Raw genomic sequence first — 14,855 nt, 5'->3', positions numbered from 1 at the left:
TCGGCTTAAAAGGTAATCGGCGGTTACGTGTCCTATCTATGCCTATGCTCGTCGAATTCAGGTGCTGCAGCATCTTTGTCCGGATCTCATTACCTGGCTTGATTAATGACAAAAGCCTCGATAGTTACCATGCTGGCTTGCCAAGTTCTGCTTTTTAAAACTGTTTTTGCCAATCCGGGTGTGGAAAGGCCAATGCGGAGGTATCACGCTATACACTTTGCGCCATGCTTGCCCAACGTTTGTCTGGACGAGATAAAAATTCTAGCTCATCCATGGTTTATGATCCTGCCACACGGCATGGCAAGTCGTTCTTCTAACAACGAATACGATGAAGACCAACGTGTTGCAGAGTAAGCATACGTGGATTGGGACTTGCTATCAATTCAATACGCCAATATGTATTTCAAATCAACCTGCAATCATCTTTCTTTGTGCCGGCGGGATCTTGCTTACTCAATAACCTCCAATCCATGCCGAATCAATCAAGCGCAGCACATTCTATGCCTATGCTGTTTACTAGGATTGCCAATCCGGGGTGTGGTTGCATCCAATGGCGGCGAACAACAGTTTTATTCAACTTCTTATTACCGCCCTAAAAGTGTAGGGGTTGGGGTTTCAGGAACTGTACTTAATATGTCCGAGCCCACAAGATCTGCACCATAACTTCCAAACCATGGTTGCAAACGATAGCATCACCTATCCAGGCTTCGGCTGCAATAGATCGTTCAGCGTCTGGAACACTGGATTCTCCCGGGCTTATTACCCAAGATCAGGGCACCGGGTATTGCACAGCAAACATTTCCGGCTTTTGCCAACCATCACAAGTCCATGTTGCACCAATTCGACCCATAAACCCTCCCATAAAAAAGCCCCGGTAAGCGTATGGGGAGCAGCGTAAACAGTGAACTAAAAGCATGTTAGGGGAGCAGCATCTTGGGGACGAACATTGTTGCTCCTAAACCTGGTCCTAACGCTACCCAGTTGCAATCAACGTATGTCATGCACGCTCGATTGGATTGGCGCAATAACGACCACTTCCGGAAAGGCAGTCCCTTTCCGGTGCTGACTTCCACAGGTCGCGTATCCGTTAGCTCCTGGTTGATTGTTTACATAAGAAATTCTAGTCAGGACATACGATGGTTTATTCAATGAACCACACCCCGGATTGGCAAAATCGTTAAAAAGTGAATTATAACAGCCATAGGAAATACAGGGCGTGCAACCATCCAACTACCCTTCTTCCGAACTGGTCGCCAATCAACCGTATAACCTCGTTCTACAACGTAAGCACCTGTTACGAGTCGTTAGACCGAATTCCGCCGGGTTCGTGATAGCGTAGTTGTAAGACCCGCCCCCGCCATTCAAGTTCTGAATAAACCGCCCACCACACCCCGGATTGGCAATCAAGGCTTCTTATTAATTCGCGAGCCACGAGAAGCGTAACTGCAGCGTCCATTTAAGCAGCTGATCCGCAAGAACCAGACGCTGTTGAAGAAGGACTAGCACCTCCATATAGCCTGAATCCAAAGCGGAACCTCACACTAAGGTTCCGCCCCACCCTACATGGTCTATCGCATCTGATGCTCCTTGGTTCAGCGCATTGGAGTCCAAAATGGAAAGAGCCTGGTAGAAGCGACAATTATCTGCAATTGGAGACACATGGATTGGTTCTGAAAAACACAACATCGGTATGTGGAAGGTTATTGCGGCTTGACTCCCAGTGCGTTTAACCAATAGCTCCCGCAGATAGCGTATACACCGAGCCGCTTTGTATCGTTGACTCTCCCGGTGACACACCGGATTGGCAAGAGAACTTGCAGCAGAAAATAGTTGTCCAGCATTCTGTCAATGGAGCTATCCGACATCTTGATTAATCCTCCACCCGCTTGGCAATCAATCTTCGTATATTAAGCTTGAGCCACGAGAAGTCCACTATTCCCGCACGTTCCATTTAATGCCTTCCGTAAGAACAGACGCGTGAATTGGAGCTACCTGCCCCATAGCTCGTGACGTTGGATCCACACACCGGATTGGTCAAAACCAGTTCATGAGCAGAAGGAAAAAGAGCCCAGAGCGAGCCACAATTATCTGCGGTGGCCGCCATTGGTGATCACAAGATCGAGTTATGCAATTGCAAGAATGGAGACAATAGCTATTGAAGCGCACGTCCTAGATTATACACCGAGCAGACGCTTGAATAAGAGCCACCGCTCCACACACGGATTGGCAAGCTATTCGACACCCCGGATTGGCAATTTTTAACGGTAGCAGAAACCGCCTTCGAAGCGAGCAATTCTGTTCTACGTATCCCGTTAATGACTCCTGAAAACCCATCCTGGTCGTAATTTCGTTATGCCGCTCCGGCAAGCGTTCCAGAGCCGGTATCGTAATGCCGATACGGCGCCATCAAGTATCCCCGACCTTTCCCACACACCGGATTGGCAATGTAGTGCCCGAATCCCGCGTCTGTCCTGGCTACCCGTACTTTCAAGATCACCCAATCACTGCAAAAAAGTGTGACCCCCCCCTTTTGACTGTTCTGAGAGTAGGCAGAGTGGATCCAGCATGATGATGTCTGCCTCGTCGACCTGTTCCAGGTACTGATCAGGTGCTGGTACGTGGCGTTTGTCACGCAAGGCCACCATGAGATGCCTCAGCAGGGCGTCCTGGGCGCTCTGTAGCGCGATTTCCGGCGTGAGTCCTTGCCCTTCTACTCCTTCGAAGTCCAAGACGCGGACAACAACGCCTGTGGGCGTCTGCTGAGTTATGGCGGGGTACGGGACCAGGTGATTGATGACCACCTGCTGGCCGCGGTGTTTGTTGCCTTCGAGCTTTTTAACCAGTCGCGAGGCCTTCAAATGGGTATATCTCTTCAACATAGCGAGGCTCTTGTGCCCGCTGATTGCCGCGATCTCCATCACGTCCAAGGTGCCGAGTTCGAAGAGGCGCGAGCACGCTTCGTGTCGCAGATCGTGGAAGTGCAGATCCTGGATGCCGAGGCGAATCATCATGATGCGCCAGGCCGATTTGAAGCCGTTGCTCGTGTAGCTGAAGACGCGGCCCTTCGACTTAACGCCGAGGCGGATCAGCGCGTCCCTGGCTTTAATGCTCAAGGGGACGTCTCGTTTGGATCCGTTCTTGGTCTCCGGTAGGTGGGCGATACGGTTCCGCAGGTTGATGTGCTCCCACTCCAGTTTGAGGAGTTCTCCCTGGCGCATGGCGGTCTCCAGGGCCAGGATGACGATCGAGTAGAGCTCTTGGGTTTGGTGGCCATGGCAGTAGCGAAGAATTAGACGCTCTTCCCTCGCCAAGAGACGACGGTCCCGGCCGGGGGGAGACTTTGGCTTCCGCACGTTCGCCACGGGGTTTGCATCGCAGGTGCCCCACTCGATACGGCCGATGTCGAATACGTTGGAGAGCAACGACATTTCCAGGCGAACCGTCGCCGGCGAGATCGATTTGCCGGTTCTTTGGTTCAGCTGCTTGAGGCGATCGTCACGGTAGTCGGCAATGTCCGGGCTGGAGATCTCCCGCATGGTTTTTGCGGCGATCGGCGATCTCAGGATATGAGTTATGCGATAGCTCTCCTGGGCGTAACCTTTCTTGAGGATTGAGATCTTGCTTCGGTAGAGTTCCAGGCCTTCAGCGAGGCTGAGGTTTTTCTTGCGCATGCAGTTGTTCCAGCTTCGCCTCAATCAACACGGCGAGCTGGCTATACGGGATTTCCAATGCGCGACAGAGGCAGATGACGGTATCGAGAGTCGGCGAGCGCAAGCCGCGCTCAAGCAGACTGATGGAGGTGCGGTCGAAGTTCGAGGCTTCACTGAGCTTGTCTTGCGACATACGACGCCCTCGGCGTAGCTCGGCCACAACAAGTCCGAATGCGATGTTATGGCTGAGAGGGGGCTTCTTTGCCTTGCTCAACGACCTGACCTATAAACAAAGGTCAGGATTTTCGTTCTGCAGACTATTGTCGTCTGCGGACAAGAGTCGTCGGATCGTTTGACAGCCGCTGCGGCCAGCGTATAGTTCAAATCATTTGGTACAACGGAAGTCGTTTCGGAGGGAGGTGCCTCATGTCTGGTCTGGATCTTCTCGGCGGGGTAATGACCAACCGCTTCTGGCAGGGCCAGCAAGAGGCTGGAGCTGAGCGCAGCTGGCAAGCGCACGCGGGCATGCTCCAGCGCAAGCTTGACCACGCGAACCAGCAGAATGTTTTCCTGACTGCGCTGCAGGAGGCGAATAACTACATCCTGCAGCTCGCTCTTGATGCCCTGCAGCGCGGCGAGGCTAGCTCCCCTTTGCTCAGCAAAGAGGCGCGTGACTCGCTTCGTACTCGTTACCTGTCCCAGAATCTGAAGGCCAAAGGTTATGCCCTCAATGAGGGCGACTGGAGCATCCGGCCTTTGTGATGCCAGGGCCCTGAAAGGAAAAAGCCGACCATTGGTCGGCTTTTTTGTTTAAGAGCTTGATATTTATCACAAAAAGAAGGGCCATCAAAACGATGGCCCTTGGTGTGCTTATCCGCCGAACAGATCCTTGTTCGATGGGCCTGGTCGCTGTGGGGAGCCATCCGGCGTGTCGCCACCGCCACCTGGGCTACCTGATGGCCCTTTCGGGCGGTGCCCGCCGAGGCCACCGGCAGCGCCATGCTTCGTTTCCCTGACGCCGGCGACGAACACATCCTGGCCGCTGTCGCCCGTGCGCTCCGCGTCGGCGATACCACCAGTAGATCCGTTACCGATCCAGCGCAGGATGTTGTCCGGAACCCAGTGAATCAGGCTGAAAACGATGTGCACGACGGTGGTCATCATCACCACATAGATGGCCACGTAGGCGATGAAGCTGACGATGCCCGTCATGCTGTCGGCCTGGATCCCGGAGACGACTGACATGAAGGCCGCGTTGATGTATCCAACGATTGGCTGAGTCAGCAGCATGCCGCCGAGTAGGCCGAACAGCATCAGTGCTGGTCGCATCACCAGCGACAGGATCATCATGTAGCCCTGTCCGGCTCGGCCGACGGCATCGTCTCCATCTGGATGGATGTGGGCTACGGCAAACAGCGGGGCCGCGATGACCGATTCCAGAACAAGAACGAACCAGTTCACGATCGAGGTTGTCCAGGTGATGAACGGGATCATCGGCACATAGGTGCTCAGCGTCACGCCGAAGGCGAACAGGGCGAGCAGCATGAGGGTGATGATGCCCGAGAGGAACTGGAAGACTGCGCCTGCGTCGAAACCAACCTTCACTGTGGCCTGTGCTGCCCAGGAGTTCGCGACGCCTGTGGCGGTGGCCATGGCTGCGAGCATTACCTCGCCGGTAGTCACGATGACATCGCCGAAGCTTTTCATCTGACTCATGTGGTTGAGGTTGGAGCCAGCGATGCTCTGCGTCATCTGGTTGATCGCGCCCATGAATGGCGCGGACATCATCTTCTTGACGTACTCCCAGGCGCCTTCTCCGTCACGGGGCTCCCGAACGTTGGTCTCGGCGTAGTAGGTGTTACGGACCGAGTCGACGCGGTGCTTGGCATACTCGTCGGCGGTGAGCATGACGTCGGCGTATGTCTGGAGTGTCTCCTTGGTCTCCTTGTCGACGATGGCAATAGGATCGGCTGCCGGCAGACCGTTCAATGTGGATTGCATCACGTCGTTCATTTTGACGATGTGGTTGTACCAGGTGCCGGCGAACAGCCAGCCGCCGTCCTTGGCGGCCTTGAGGAAGTCCGCTGCAGCGCGATCACTGGTTTGCATCACAGCGGTCTTGGCGGCGGCGCGAAGCGAGTTCTCATAGGTGTTCGCCGCGGCGTCTATCACGCCCGGGGCCGGTTTTTGCCCGGCGACGATCTGCTGTGCCGTCGGCCGGATATCCTGGATCATCTGCTGGATGGCTTTGGCGTGTGCCGCGAGAATCGGCTCTTTGATGACCTTGGTGTTGCTGTTGCCCTCCGAGGCCTCCCAGGATTGCTTCCAGGTCAGGGCTCCGCAGACATCGGGGTTCATGTAGGAGTTGTCGTTCGCCTTCCACTTGTAGTCGGTGACGGTATAGCTCGCTTTGTTGTACTTCTGAACCATGTTGATGCCGCCATAGACCGGTATGGCGTCGGTAATATCAACGTCAATCTCTCCGGTGTTGACGACCTTGCGGGTGGATGCGACAGCTTGGATGCGTGTCGACCGACCAGAGGCCTCGAACTGCTTGTTCATCGCCGCGGTGCAGACTTCGAACTTCAGGATGTTGGCGGCCAGTGGTCGGGAATCTGGAATGAGCGGTCGGGAAAGCATGCCGTCCTTGCCGATTTGGTCGACCGCCTGGCTCCAGATTGCGTCTCCCACACCCACGCCCTGTATAGCAAGCCAGAGCACCATGATCTGGATCAGCGAGTAACCATGCCCGAGCGGTAGCAGCAGGGCGCCGCCTGCAGCGGTACGCAATGGAATCCAGATGTCGCTCATCTTCCGTCCGAGGACCTCGCCATCCTGAGCGGAGTCGACGGTGCCTTTGATCGTGGTGTAGGCGATAAAGAGCATGCCCAAGAACATCACGGCACCACCGAAAACGGACATCATGCTGCCCAGCACGTCCTCGGTCTCGCCGCCCTCTACGTTCCCGCCAGAGTGGATGGTCCCCACGATCGAGCCGAACACTTCTTCCAGGAAGTCAACGGAAGTATCGCCCGGCGGCGGGGTGAATTGGTTCAGTCCGCCTGAGGATTCAGCGTGGGCTGCTCCCCCGAAGAATGCGGCCAGAAGTAGGCAAAGCAGCAGCGATTTTCTCATCTGGCTGTCCTTTAGCTGTGCTTGTTGGAAGACGAGGGCGTGGGGGAGGGGAGCGTGAGTTCCGGCTCATGCGTATCCGCGTCACCCAAGCGGCCCAAAAGCCGCTCCGACAGTTGACGCCATGCTTGGCCGCAATCCTGGCGACCGGCGGGTGGCGCGCTTGCTTCAGGCTCGGGAGGTGGCGACGGTTCGGCTCGCTCGGTTCGGATGTGTTTGATGACTCTTAGCACGCTGATCACCAGTGTTGACGCTAAAGCGTTTAGTCTCGATACTTGCAGAAGATAACACAACGAAAGTCCGAGCCATAAACCAATGTTAAGCCTATCTACTGAAGATGTTGCAGAGCACTGGGAGCAGGTTTCGCCTGAACTAGGCCAACTGTTTGCTTCGATTGAGAGGGCAGAGGACTGGGCCCTGGATAATCACCCGGATATCGCCGAGCGCCTGCAGAGCTTCGGGCTCCGCCTCTCCGATCCGGCGGCTGCGGCGAAGCTGGCTGATGCGGACCGAAATGACCTGCTGTTCTTCCTCGTCTATATCAGCAGCAGCAAAGCATTCCGAATCGTCCAGTGGCTGGACGAGCGCCACGCAGGGCTGGGGTCACGTCTGCTCGGAGTGCTCCTGCAGCAGGACTCTAATGGCGTTTTCTCGAACGTCCTCGATCCGATGTTGGCCGGCACCCTGGTACAGCGCCTCCAAGTTGTACAGAACACTCCGTTCTTCCAGCGGCTTCTGGCCCCCGAGTTCCTTGGGAGCCTGTCGAAGGCCATCACGAACTATCACCAGGAGAGGTCGGAGCGAGATGAATAAGTTTCCGTCGATGCTCGCTGTTGGCTTGCTGATCGGTGCCTCGACTGGAGTGGCCGCGACGAGCGCTTCCGATGCGCAACGTTATTGCGAAGACATTCAGCAGGGCCAGCAAAAGGCCCAGGAGGAGTACGTCAAGATCTACACCCCTGAGGTGAACCCCACGGAGGTGTTTCAGAACTCGATTACTCCCTGCATGGACCAGATCTCTCAGTACGTTGGCGGCCTAAGCATTCCCGGGCTGGGAAGCATCCAGGGGCTGATCGACAAGATCGGGAAGGAGTTGCTGGAAAAAGGTTGCCAGGCTGCGAAGCAAGAAGCGCAGTCTGCTGGGCAACGAGCCATCGAGTCGGTTCGTCGCAGAGCCAACGAGAAGAGCAACGGCAAGTACAGCCAGGTCATGGGCACTGTCGGCTCGCAGGTCGGGACTGTGGTGCCCGGATCGGCCGGGGAAACGGCGGGCCGCGTGATCAACATCCTGCAGTAGCTTGGGAGACCTGTGATGAAAGCATTCAAATTTTTTGGTCTCGGTGTCGCTACCCTGGTGGTTGGCCTGGGCATGAGCGGTGCTCCGCGGGAAGCCGAGGCGTGCTGCGGTGACGGCGCGATTGCCGCCCAGGGGGCGAATGCCGCCGGCATGGCGGTGTCGTCTGCCGTATCCACTGCAACTTCGACGATCGTGGCCTGGCTCCAGAAGATCGATTCGAGCATTCAGCAAGGGTTCAGCACCTTGACGCGGGAAGTCACAAAGCAGACAGCCCAGCAAAAGGTGATGATGGAGGGCGCGATCGCCGCTCAGACGCAGCTCTATATGGAGAAAGTTCGAGCTGATGCGACAACCAAATACGAGTTGTCACCTCGCAGCTGCTATGAGGCTGCGACGGGAGCCGCAGCGGGTCAGGCCGGCACTTCGGTGAAGCAAACCGCAGGTAGCCTGAACAAGGCGTCTGCAGATCGTACCCTCTATACCCCCAGCAGTGCGGCTGTCATTTCCCGGCACTATGACGAACACGTGGCGAAGTATTGCACGGCGGAAGAGGCTGCCCAGGGTCGATGCTCGCTGCCTTCGGATCCTGCCATGCAGGGTGCCGATATCCGCGTCGACACCTTGTTGGGCAATAGCAATCTCACCCCTTCGCTGCTGGAAGCCGTAAAGGCCCTCATCGCGAAATTGGTCAACGCCATCCCCACTCAGAACATCCCCAAGGCCTGGGAGGGCACTGCTCAAGGTAAGGCATTCATTGCGGGGCAGTATATTGAGCAGGCCAGATCCTCGGTCGCCGCAAACTCCTTGAACCAGGCTGTTGCCCTGCGCACACCGGTCGCTGGCCTGGGCGCCGCTGCGATGGTCAATAAGGCGGACATCTCTCCGATGGAGCTTATGGAAACCCTGGTCAACGGTCGGTTTCAATCGCCTGACTGGTACACCATGATTTCTGGCTTCTCTACCGAAAACCTGCTGCGCGAGCAGAACAAGATGCAGGCCTTCAAGCTGTGGATGGATCTTCAGTCTTTCCAGCAGATGGAGCGTGTTGAGGCAATGCTCGCGACCAATCTTGCCATGGACGTGAAGTCCGATTCGGCGGCACAGCTCGAAGTGGCTCGAAGCGCCGCGGCGAAGGCGGGGCAGTGATGCGGCCGCGCTGGATTGCTGCAACAGCTTTAGCTCTGGGGATAGCAGCACTGCCGGTCTACCGAGCGTCTGCAGCATATTGCTGTGATCCCTGGGGGTTCGTGGGCTATTCCGCGTTCGTTCAGGCCGGCGCCAGTATGGTCTCGGATTTTACTTCTTGGGCCAGCGACATTGTCGAAGTGCTTGCAGGCGATATCTACCCGGATTGGTGGTCGGGAGTGAATGGCCATCAGGCAGTCATGACACAGCAGCTCGCTGCTCAGCAGGCGCTCTTTGAGGGTAAACAGGCGGTCGACGCTAACCTGCAGGCCCAAGAGCGTGCCGGTAGTGCAGCCGAGGAGAGCATCCCTGCGAGCAGCCAGGCAGAAACAATGGCTAGCGTACAGGCGGTTGGAAGCGCGATGGTTGGAAGCGTCCGGCAAACTGCTGCTGAAAATCGCACGCTGCTAGACGCCACTCATGGAGCTTTCTACCAAGACCAACTCGCGCTGATCCAGCGTCACGTCCCTTACTGCTCCGATCGAGATGCCAGCGCTGGACGGTGCCAAGCTGTGGCTGCCGCCATGCAGGATCGGGACATCCGTTTCGACAGGATGTTGGAGCCAGGGGAGGGGAGAAAGACCTTTAATGAGGCCGAGATCGAGGCCGCCCGAGCCTTCGTCAAGAACGTTACGTTTGAGATGGCCACCAAGCTTCCCGATACCGGTAGCCCGCAAGGAAAGGCCCTGCGGGCGCACGAGTTGGCTGATGACGCGGTGATGTCGCTGGCCAGCAACAGCCTCAATGGGATGATTGCCAGGCGGTCTCCTGTTGATGGCCAGGCCTCGTTCTACGAGTTGATGTCCAACGAAATCGAAAAGCGATTTCTCTCTCCGGAGTGGTACACCGCTGAAAGCGGGAAGACTACTGCTCCGCTGCTGACCGAGTATCTGCACATGCAAGCCCTGGAAGATGTTCTGGCGCTTGAACGAAGCCGAGCACGCGAGCGGATCGAGATGATGCTCGCGCTGCAGACCGAGCGGCTGAATCGGAAGGACATACAGCCCCGTCTTGAAAATCAGCGCGGCGCTGCCGCTAGGGCAGGGCAGTAATGCACGTGTTCACCACCCAGGTACTGCCGGCAGACGTCAGGCTCGTACGCCTTTTCCCGATGGTCCACGTGGTTAGGCGGGTGCCTATAAGTGACCAGATAAGCACCGCGATGGGAGCCTGTATCGACCAGTTGTGCTCGACGGCACACCAGGAAGCCAACGCCCTTATTGGAGTGTCCTTTTCAACTTCTGCGTTGGTCACCAAAGAAGGGGAGCAGGTCATGGTCTTGGCCTATGCCGGTACTCCTGCCTTGCTAGAGGTTGCCGGACAGGCCGACGGGGATTAGGGGCCGAATTTGCGTTCGTCACGTTCCTTGCGAAAGCGAAGGGACTTTTGCCCCGGTCCCTGCCGGGGTTTTTTTTGGAAGAGGAGGAGTGGTATGGAGCTTGTGCGCTATGCACTGACGGACCCGCGAAACGATTGTGAGTGGGTTCGGAGTGATCTTGACAGCATGATCGCTATAGCAGAACGAGAAGGCGCTACTCAGTTTCAAGGGTTCACGATCCTGCGTGACGTGGTTCAGATAGAAAAGCAGGGCGATCGCTGGGTGCCAGGCCCGTTGCAGGTTCGTAGCCTGAGCTATGAGGACGTCTGCGGGCACTATCAGCGAATCCTCTCGGCCAATCCGGGGTGTGGTCTTCAGGTCGCGAGCCACGGGCTCGTTTTCCTTGATGATGACGGGATAACGCTGCTGAGAGCGCCGTACAAGGACGATGGCGTGACGATCGACGAAGACGAGCTCTATGAGCTGGACGGCGACGTTTTCTATTACGGCCACTGGGAAGGCGAGACTCCAGAGAGCACCAGGGCGGACATTTTGTCGCCAACCCTGAGGGAGATCCCAGATCTCGAAGAGATTCTGTCGCGGAACAACTCGCGGACTTTTTTCTAGGAGAATGGTCATGACTATGATCGCTGTGAACCGGAATGCCCCGATCGCCTACCACTTTCTATTCGCGCCTCACTCTCCGGAACCTGAGGGGGTTCTCGTTGACGCTGCAGGAATGCCTGTGCTGACTGATTACCAGGCGGTAGATTGGAAGGCGCTGGCGGTTTCTGCCCGTTCCGCAATCGACGGTGTTGTACCCAAAGGTATACAGCTATTTGTGGCTGATGATGCTGCCGACGTCTTCGAGGTCCTCAATCTCTGCCCGTGGTCGGTCAGCAGTCACGTGGGGAGAGGTGACTTCTACAGTCGCTTCAAAACGGCGGTAGAAAAGCTCGAAATGGCGGATATGCGTTCTGGCATCACCAGCCTCTCTCAATACGCCGACGATTATCATGTCAACGTTCCAAGCGCCGGTCGGCGCCCTCCATTGGGCGGGATCATTATCACAGTGAAGTTTCCCAACGCTTCGCATGTGGGAGACTATCTCCACAATGTGACGCATGCCCTCTTCGGCCAGATACGGCGCGATAATGGACTGGCCCTTGGGGTGGGGGATATGTCGCCGGCACTGTTGAGCTGGTTGGAAAATCAGTTTGGTGTCGCTTATGGTCGGCGCTGTGAATCGTACTTTGTTGGGACGACAAGGCCCCGCCCGCACTGAGTCCTGCGTTTCCGGTGCATGCCTCTGGCTCTATGCTCCAACCCTCGACCTGCTTCGCCGGCGGAGCCGGCTCGGTCTCACGTTATTGATTTTTAGGAGCATTCAATGTCAAACATCCAACTCAGCACACCGCTAGGGGAGGCCGTAGCTAGGCTCTTCTCCCGGGCTTTACCTCTTCTGGAGGGTCAGGCGCCCGGTGCCATGAAGGTCTTCATCTTCGGTGGATGTGGGGTGCACCTGCTGACGCACGCCCGCGGGAGCGCCGACATCGATGCTGAGGTCGAGGCAGCAAGGATCCTGCGCCGTGACGAGTTGGTGGCGGTGCTGGCAGATCCGGAGTTCTATGAGCAAGGGGACGAAGATCTCACGGTGGAGTTCGATCCGAACTACAACACGTCGCTTGGGCCTCTGCATGAGGACTATCGAGATCGAGCAATACCCTTGGATGGGTTCGACGGAAACCAGCCTCTGCATGTTTACGTGGCCGCTGGCGTGGATCTCGCTATTTCCAAGTTGAGCCGGTTTACAGAGCAGGACAAAGCTGATATCGAAGCGCTTATCGACAGTGGCCGTGTTGATGTCGAAGAGTTTGTTACACTGGCCACACAGGCAATCGATTATGCGGTCGGGAACCGCTCGGGCATGCTCAGCTGCTTGGCCGACGTCACTGAACCGTATTTGGAGGATGGGCACTATGGCTCGCCAAAACCCTGACGGCAATTTCGGCAAGCTCCTGGAGGATGTAACCCGGGGAGGGCTGCGCCATGCCTCGGCGGAGGCGCTTGCGGAGCTGGCCAAGCAGCTCTGGTACGGCCAGGGAGACTTGGTGTCTGTGCTGGAGGACGAGGTTTCCAGGCGTCTACGTCAGGTCGACCAGAAGCAGCGAGCGCTGTACCTGGTGGATCGGCTACGCCGCTTCCCCTGTGTACCGCGGGAGAAGGCCGCTTTGCTCAAAGCGTTCGTGTCGTCCTGGTCATCGCTCAAGCCTGCGGCGCGGTCGCCACGGGCGAGCCAGCTTGTGGCCACTCACCGCCTGGATAAGCTCGCGTTCGAGTGGGGGCTGGAGGAGGACGTGAGCCCGCAGATGAAGGAAGTCCTGCAGTACCAAACCCGGCACTATGCGGCTACGCAGGGCGTGAGTACCGGATATAGTGACGGTGCTCCGTCGCCGGCGGAAGACCGCAGCAGGGCGGTAGTGGCTATGGCGCGGTGAAGGAATGGACAGAAGCAAGAAGGGCCGCGCAAGCGGCCTTTCTTGTTTGCGCGGGTGCTTATGCTGTCGGCAGGCGGTAGCCGTCGATGTAGCCCATAGTCACCAACCGCACGGGTAGCTGGGGAAGCAGAGGTTGATGTCGAGCATCAATTCTTCGTGGGGCCGGGGAGACCAGAAGTAGTACCCAGCGAGCCGTGCAAAATAGACGGGCTGGCCGGCAGCTTCGCCAACGACCTCGATCTGCTTCCCGAAGCTCTTGAGAAGGTGTGCTACCTCATTACGCATTGAGGTCAGCGCCTCGTTCACGAGTTGATTAGGCGTCAGGTCAGGATTCGGCTCCGCGTCGGGATCCATGCGCTGGTTGACCATGCACCAGTGATATCGGAACAACTCCCACTCTTCAGTCGGTAGCTTGGTGGTGATGTGCTGCAGCACGGTCTGTTTGAAGAGATCCTGGTCATGCTGGGGGATGCTGTTCAGCATATCGTCACGCCTCGCTGGTGGCCGCATGGGTTGAGGAGATAGGGGACGCAGAGAAGCCGGCGAACTCGCTCTCAAGCCAGTCCTCATCCAACTCCGTAATAGGGAGGACCTGGCCCTTCTTCAGGACGGCCCGGACGATCCAGTTTGTCCAGGGCTGGCATTCCTGCATCGCCTGTTGAGCCTCCGCCAAACTCAATTTTCCAGCAGCTGGGTCATTTAGCGACAAAGTCACCGCGGCTGCTTGGTCCTTGAGGGCCTGCAGGGCCTTGTAAGCCTCGGACATCAGGCTGCGGTGGCCTGGGAGCGATTTCACTATCGCAACGCCTGCGGACGGGACCAGCTGCAATCCCAGCTCGCTGAGCGGCCCCACGTATTGCTCTTGGTTCTCAAAAACGCCAGTCACCGCCCAGTCTCCAAAAAGTGCGTCCTTGTGGAACGGATGTGCTGTGTGGATCTGTATACGAAGGCGCTGTGCCGTTGCTAGGTGCGTAGCGATCAGTGCCTCGTCACGAATCATTGCGATGGAAGGCTCGGTCATTCTGGTCCTCGTCTACTAGCTGTGGTGGCTCCGACCAGCTGGTCAGGCACTAGATCTTGTGTTTTCCGCTTGCGACCGTTTAGCGCGAGGCGCGGTATTGCGTATTGCTCAAGTAGCGGCGCAAGGCTTATAGTCATTTAAAGAATAATAAATAATGTTTTTATAGCCGTTTAACATAACAATGATTATACGAACAAAATCAATAGGTTAGGTTGGTGTCTCAGAACACGACGCTCCCATCCGGGATTGCGCTGGGCAGGCTTGAAATGACGCCTCGCCTCGGGTTCACCAGGTTGCCGTTCTGCTTGATGCCTACGGTGAGCGCATTGTCCGTGCGTTTGAGCAGGAGTTCGGCCAGGCCTGATTTCGGCTGGCTGTAGAAGACGTACACCTTCCCGGCTTGCACGACGTTACTGATGCCTGGGGCTTTGACGTACCAGCTGGGGAGGCCAAGCTGCGCGTCGGCGATTGTTCCTGAGGCAGCTGGGTTGCTGGCCTGGTAGGCCGCAACAGCGCCCTTGTAGACCTGCATGCTCCCCGCGATCGCGGCTATCTCTCCCTGCGTTTCGGTATCTCGCCAGTCCTGGATGTTTCCAAGGAAAACCGAAGCAGCCAGCCCAAGGATGGCGAACAGCGTCCAGAACATCTGCATTGGTCTCTCCTAGGTGATTCCAGAGGACTCTGGTCCACCTATATATGGGAATGTTTGCTAGAGTCGCTTATTATAATGCAACGAAAGTAAAATTTGTGCACA

The 14,855-nt window shown here is 56.8% G+C and carries 15 protein-coding genes; 9 read left to right on the top strand and 6 right to left on the bottom strand.

All coding sequences use genetic code 11. The features are described 5' to 3' along the window. Nucleotides 1-2,501 precede the first annotated feature (2,501 nt). Nucleotides 2,502-3,671: a tyrosine-type recombinase/integrase gene (locus tag PspTeo4_RS28500; RefSeq protein ID WP_023118056.1), complete on the bottom strand. Its 1,170-nt coding sequence runs from the start codon at nt 3,669-3,671 to the stop codon at nt 2,502-2,504. Continuing rightward, nucleotides 3,643-3,924 carry a helix-turn-helix domain-containing protein gene (locus PspTeo4_RS28495; protein WP_009685663.1) on the bottom strand — a complete coding sequence of 94 codons (282 nt, stop codon included), beginning with the start codon at nt 3,922-3,924 and terminating at the stop codon, nt 3,643-3,645. The genes PspTeo4_RS28500 and PspTeo4_RS28495 overlap by 29 nt, the downstream gene beginning before the upstream one ends. 152 nt (nt 3,925-4,076) lie before the next feature. On the opposite strand from PspTeo4_RS28495, the gene PspTeo4_RS28490 reads away from it, so the two are divergent. Then, on the top strand, nt 4,077-4,412 hold the full coding sequence (locus PspTeo4_RS28490) for a hypothetical protein (RefSeq protein ID WP_009685664.1): 336 nt from the start codon (nt 4,077-4,079) through the stop codon (nt 4,410-4,412). Nucleotides 4,413-4,520: 108 nt separating this feature from the next. Here PspTeo4_RS28490 and PspTeo4_RS28485 read toward each other — a convergent pair whose 3' ends face one another. Beyond that, entirely contained in the window at nt 4,521-6,785 is a 2,265-nt protein-coding gene (locus PspTeo4_RS28485; RefSeq protein WP_009685665.1) for a DotA/TraY family protein, read from the bottom strand. Between the two features lie 312 nt (nt 6,786-7,097). On the opposite strand from PspTeo4_RS28485, the gene PspTeo4_RS28480 reads away from it, so the two are divergent. The 8 genes from PspTeo4_RS28480 to PspTeo4_RS28445 all read left to right on the top strand — a co-directional run bounded on the left by PspTeo4_RS28480 (nt 7,098) and on the right by PspTeo4_RS28445 (nt 13,080). Further along, complete coding sequence (locus PspTeo4_RS28480) at nt 7,098-7,595, top strand: hypothetical protein (protein WP_015026427.1); 498 nt, start codon at nt 7,098-7,100, stop codon at nt 7,593-7,595. Then, the gene (locus PspTeo4_RS28475; RefSeq protein ID WP_009685668.1) at nt 7,588-8,079 is read left to right on the top strand and encodes a hypothetical protein; all 492 of its coding nucleotides are present in this window, start codon (nt 7,588-7,590) and stop codon (nt 8,077-8,079) included. Before PspTeo4_RS28480 ends, PspTeo4_RS28475 begins: the two co-directional genes overlap by 8 nt. 15 nt (nt 8,080-8,094) lie before the next feature. Next, on the top strand, nt 8,095-9,225 hold the full coding sequence (locus PspTeo4_RS28470; protein WP_110389093.1) for a hypothetical protein: 1,131 nt from the start codon (nt 8,095-8,097) through the stop codon (nt 9,223-9,225). Then, complete coding sequence (locus PspTeo4_RS28465; RefSeq protein WP_023118059.1) at nt 9,225-10,316, top strand: hypothetical protein; 1,092 nt, start codon at nt 9,225-9,227, stop codon at nt 10,314-10,316. The genes PspTeo4_RS28470 and PspTeo4_RS28465 overlap by 1 nt, the downstream gene beginning before the upstream one ends. A 380-nt stretch (nt 10,317-10,696) precedes the next feature. Then, nucleotides 10,697-11,209, top strand: coding sequence for a hypothetical protein (locus PspTeo4_RS28460; protein WP_009685675.1), 513 nt, complete (start codon nt 10,697-10,699; stop codon nt 11,207-11,209). Nucleotides 11,210-11,219: 10 nt separating this feature from the next. Beyond that, nucleotides 11,220-11,867 (top strand): hypothetical protein, encoded by a 648-nt coding sequence (locus PspTeo4_RS28455; RefSeq protein ID WP_023118060.1) that lies wholly within the window; start codon nt 11,220-11,222, stop codon nt 11,865-11,867. A 201-nt stretch (nt 11,868-12,068) separates the two neighbouring features. After that, on the top strand, nt 12,069-12,581 hold the full coding sequence (locus tag PspTeo4_RS28450) for a DUF6036 family nucleotidyltransferase (RefSeq protein WP_015026433.1): 513 nt from the start codon (nt 12,069-12,071) through the stop codon (nt 12,579-12,581). Further along, nucleotides 12,553-13,080, top strand: coding sequence for a hypothetical protein (locus tag PspTeo4_RS28445; RefSeq protein WP_416196997.1), 528 nt, complete (start codon nt 12,553-12,555; stop codon nt 13,078-13,080). The genes PspTeo4_RS28450 and PspTeo4_RS28445 overlap by 29 nt, the downstream gene beginning before the upstream one ends. 99 nt (nt 13,081-13,179) lie before the next feature. On the opposite strand, the gene PspTeo4_RS28440 is transcribed toward PspTeo4_RS28445, so the two are convergent. From PspTeo4_RS28440 to pilM, 3 genes are all read right to left on the bottom strand, one after another. Beyond that, entirely contained in the window at nt 13,180-13,563 is a 384-nt protein-coding gene (locus PspTeo4_RS28440) for a hypothetical protein (protein ID WP_009685679.1), read from the bottom strand. A gap of 4 nt (nt 13,564-13,567) precedes the next feature. Then, nucleotides 13,568-14,101: a hypothetical protein gene (locus PspTeo4_RS28435; RefSeq protein ID WP_009685680.1), complete on the bottom strand. Its 534-nt coding sequence runs from the start codon at nt 14,099-14,101 to the stop codon at nt 13,568-13,570. 220 nt (nt 14,102-14,321) lie between these two features. Beyond that, entirely contained in the window at nt 14,322-14,753 is a 432-nt protein-coding gene (pilM, locus tag PspTeo4_RS28430; protein ID WP_023118063.1) for a type IV pilus biogenesis protein PilM, read from the bottom strand. Nucleotides 14,754-14,855: the final 102 nt, after the last annotated feature.

The sequence above is a fragment of the Pseudomonas sp. Teo4 genome (assembly GCF_034387475.1).
Taxonomy (GTDB): domain Bacteria; phylum Pseudomonadota; class Gammaproteobacteria; order Pseudomonadales; family Pseudomonadaceae; genus Aquipseudomonas.
The sequence above is the reverse complement of the archived record's forward strand: the minus strand, read 5'-3'. Positions and strand labels throughout refer to the sequence as shown.

What these genes read in the sequence shown, in the direction of transcription:
- PspTeo4_RS28490 (WP_009685664.1), top strand. Translation starts at nt 4,077, where the DNA reads ATGTCTGGTCTGGATCTTCTCGGCGGGGTAATGACCAACCGCTTCTGG.
- PspTeo4_RS28470 (WP_110389093.1), top strand. Translation starts at nt 8,095, where the DNA reads ATGAAAGCATTCAAATTTTTTGGTCTCGGTGTCGCTACCCTGGTGGTT.
- PspTeo4_RS28475 (WP_009685668.1), top strand. Translation starts at nt 7,588, where the DNA reads ATGAATAAGTTTCCGTCGATGCTCGCTGTTGGCTTGCTGATCGGTGCC.
- PspTeo4_RS28480 (WP_015026427.1), top strand. Translation starts at nt 7,098, where the DNA reads ATGTTAAGCCTATCTACTGAAGATGTTGCAGAGCACTGGGAGCAGGTT.
- PspTeo4_RS28435 (WP_009685680.1), bottom strand. Translation starts at nt 14,101, where the DNA reads ATGACCGAGCCTTCCATCGCAATGATTCGTGACGAGGCACTGATCGCT.
- PspTeo4_RS28450 (WP_015026433.1), top strand. Translation starts at nt 12,069, where the DNA reads ATGAAGGTCTTCATCTTCGGTGGATGTGGGGTGCACCTGCTGACGCAC.
- PspTeo4_RS28440 (WP_009685679.1), bottom strand. Translation starts at nt 13,563, where the DNA reads ATGCTGAACAGCATCCCCCAGCATGACCAGGATCTCTTCAAACAGACC.
- PspTeo4_RS28500 (WP_023118056.1), bottom strand. Translation starts at nt 3,671, where the DNA reads ATGCGCAAGAAAAACCTCAGCCTCGCTGAAGGCCTGGAACTCTACCGA.
- PspTeo4_RS28465 (WP_023118059.1), top strand. Translation starts at nt 9,225, where the DNA reads ATGCGGCCGCGCTGGATTGCTGCAACAGCTTTAGCTCTGGGGATAGCA.
- PspTeo4_RS28460 (WP_009685675.1), top strand. Translation starts at nt 10,697, where the DNA reads ATGGAGCTTGTGCGCTATGCACTGACGGACCCGCGAAACGATTGTGAG.
- pilM (WP_023118063.1), bottom strand. Translation starts at nt 14,753, where the DNA reads ATGCAGATGTTCTGGACGCTGTTCGCCATCCTTGGGCTGGCTGCTTCG.
- PspTeo4_RS28455 (WP_023118060.1), top strand. Translation starts at nt 11,220, where the DNA reads ATGACTATGATCGCTGTGAACCGGAATGCCCCGATCGCCTACCACTTT.
- PspTeo4_RS28485 (WP_009685665.1), bottom strand. Translation starts at nt 6,785, where the DNA reads ATGAGAAAATCGCTGCTGCTTTGCCTACTTCTGGCCGCATTCTTCGGG.
- PspTeo4_RS28445 (WP_416196997.1), top strand. Translation starts at nt 12,553, where the DNA reads ATGGGCACTATGGCTCGCCAAAACCCTGACGGCAATTTCGGCAAGCTC.